Here is a 2,698-nt window from a genome sequence, read left to right as displayed (position 1 = left end):
GTATTAGATACAGGAACAGGTTTAAGAGTACCTAATATGTCAGTAATAGATAATAATATAGAAAAGATAAGTAAAATAGAAAATGTTAGTGGTAGCAGTTTAGAGGTGGGGAGTAATGCTGTTGAAGATTCAATTGATAGTATAAAAATAATGGATGGCAAAGTTGGTGGGAAAATACCAATAGATGATTTTAAGAAAATAAGAAATGAATCAATTCATAATTCAGATGCTAGTTCAATAACGTTAGGTAAATACACACCAACAATTGAGGATGGAGTTGAAGATTGGACGAAGCCAGGGCAAGATTCTTATATTTCAAAAGCAGGTGATAATTCTACTTATTTTAGTTTAGGAAGTGAATGGGATAATATTCAAAAAACATATAATCTTACAAGTGATGAAATGTTTGAATATTTTAATGTACCTGCCTTAGATGATGCCGTCAGTGGCGGTAAAACTATTCAATTTTCACATGATCCTCGTTTATATCCAGATAGTTATTTATCACAAGAATGGCAGTATTTAAAGGATAGTTATGGATTTAAAACATTAATACCAAAAGGAGATGTTTGGATTGCAAAATAAAAATAGTGAGACAATTTCAGATGAAATAATAAATAGATTAGGAGATTATTTTCAAAAAAAAATTGATGATTTTATGATTTCTGAAATGACTGATACTCCATACACAATGTTTCGAATTGAATTTGTTATGTACAAATATTTTAATATTGTTTTAAATTATGATAGAGGAAGATTTGGGTGTAGTATTATTAATGGTAATAGATTCTTACCATTAGAAAATAGTCAGAAATGGTACGATAAAGTAGATATGAATACCTTTTTAAAAGAGCTAGAAGAACAAATAAAATTGAGAATACCAGATAAGTACTTGGAGTTTTATGGATGGAAATAATGGAAAATTAAAAAATTATGAGGTTAGGAAAATTTACCATAAATGGTAGGTATACATCTCCTATAATTGATGGAAAGTCGTATTCATACACAGAACGTTCATTACCATATATGGAGGATTTATCAAATTATCATCAATATGAAGTGACGGGAGACTTCTCAAAGATTGAGGAATATGTTAATAATTGTTCTGATGTTAAGTTAAAAACTCAAATCGATGCTAACGTTACTAAATATTACAATGAATTAAATAGAATTTTAAAATCTGAAGGTATTTTAAAATTAGACTCAACAAGTTTTGAAATATTGCAATTACAATATGACAAATTTATAGAAGATACAGCAAATGAAGTTGGCAAAGATATTGATGCAACATATGGACTGAAAGGTACAGCAGCATCATGGGGTGATTTAAAAGGTGGTGCAGAACAAATTGTTACACCATTTAACGGATATATATTAAAAGATCTTGGGATAATTAAGTAAAAGGAGTATTATAAATGAACAGAGAAGAATTTTTAAAAGGAATAGAAGAATTTCAAAATAAGCTAGGAATGTGGCAAATTGAGATAGATAAATTATGTATGGGAGATTTTATTTTAGGATGCTATTTCGATGAATGTGAAGAAAAGTGGAAAGTATATCAAAACAATGAAAGAGGAAGGCATTGGGAGATGATGTCAACAACTTCTGAACAGGAGGCATTGGAAAAATTATATTCTATTATAAAATTTCACTCTAGAACTATAAGCCATTAAAAATAGAATATAAATTTAAGGTTTATTATGGGAATATATTACAGAAGTTATGCCTATCAAGATTAAGGGAATGATTACTAATGAGCAGGAAAGAATTTTTTCAAAAAATAAAAGAACTTGATGGTAGTTAGGAATATGGCAAGTTGTGGTAGATCAGTTAAGTATGTCAGATTTTATTGTTGGGTGTTATTATGATGAAAATGAAAAGATGTGGAACGTCTATAAAAACTCAGAAAGAGGAATACATAGTGTAAGATTATCAACAGTTTCAGAGCGGGAAGCCTTTAAAAAGTTGTATTCGATGATAATGTTCATATACGAAAATATTAACTCAAATAAAAATTAAATTTAATTACAAATAGTGGTCATGTAAAGGCAATAAACCAGCTTCAGTAAAGATTTTAGAGCATAAAGGTTTAATTTAGAATATTTGAGGATTGTAAAATGACATATAAAGAATATTTAAATAAAATACAAGTGTTAGGTACAAATTTAGAGTAACTAAATATAGTTATTGGAAAAAAACTAATGTACCTTTTTCTACAGGAGTCTATTTTCAAGATGAAAATTGGGTTTTGCATGGTGTAGATGAGAGACAGAATTTTTCAATTATCGAAAAGGTTGATAAAGATAGAATCTTTAAGTTCTTGTACATAATAATAATGGAGAAAATAGGAAAATGGAATTAAAAGCGAGACAAAATCAAATAAGTTTAAGTTAATTATGAATAAGGCTAGAATGAAAATTGACTATCAAATTTTGTAGATACAAAATCAAGTGAATTATATAAATTTAATAGGAGTTAACATAGTTTTGTTTAATTTGAAGTATGTTAACTCCTAAAACTTTAGACAAACATTAAATTTTAAATAAAAATGATCAAACTTTATTTCAAATCAGCAAGAATAGAAGCAACAGCAAGTTCATTGCTTAATGAAGGAGAAAAAATATTTAACAGTGTAAGAAATGATGAAGAAAAAGCATTTAATGGAATGAAGAAAGAAGCAGGCAATATATGTAGTGGA

Annotated in this window: 5 protein-coding genes; all 5 read left to right on the top strand. The window is 27.8% G+C overall.

Features of this window, described 5'->3' with window-relative positions; translation table 11 throughout:
- Positions 1 to 585, top strand: a 585-nt coding sequence (locus B8978_RS20300) for a hypothetical protein (RefSeq protein WP_242950602.1), incomplete at its 5' end; no start/stop codon positions are given.
- Positions 575 to 916, top strand: coding sequence for a hypothetical protein (locus B8978_RS19290; protein WP_207651904.1), 342 nt, complete (start codon positions 575 to 577; stop codon positions 914 to 916). The genes B8978_RS20300 and B8978_RS19290, both read left to right, overlap by 11 nt.
- A gap of 17 nt (positions 917 to 933) precedes the next feature.
- Positions 934 to 1,401: a glycohydrolase toxin TNT-related protein gene (locus B8978_RS19285; RefSeq protein ID WP_084117901.1), complete on the top strand. Its 468-nt coding sequence runs from the start codon at positions 934 to 936 to the stop codon at positions 1,399 to 1,401.
- A 14-nt stretch (positions 1,402 to 1,415) separates the two neighbouring features.
- The gene (locus B8978_RS19280; protein WP_084117900.1) at positions 1,416 to 1,673 is read left to right on the top strand and encodes a hypothetical protein; all 258 of its coding nucleotides are present in this window, start codon (positions 1,416 to 1,418) and stop codon (positions 1,671 to 1,673) included.
- A 163-nt stretch (positions 1,674 to 1,836) separates the two neighbouring features.
- Complete coding sequence (locus tag B8978_RS19585; protein WP_139796107.1) at positions 1,837 to 2,019, top strand: hypothetical protein; 183 nt, start codon at positions 1,837 to 1,839, stop codon at positions 2,017 to 2,019.
- The last annotated feature ends 679 nt before the right edge of the window (positions 2,020 to 2,698 follow it).

Origin of the sequence: Clostridium acidisoli DSM 12555 (genome assembly GCF_900176305.1) — a bacterium.
Lineage (GTDB): Bacteria > Bacillota > Clostridia > Clostridiales > Clostridiaceae > Clostridium_I > Clostridium_I acidisoli.
This window is presented reverse-complemented; position numbering and strand designations above follow the sequence as displayed.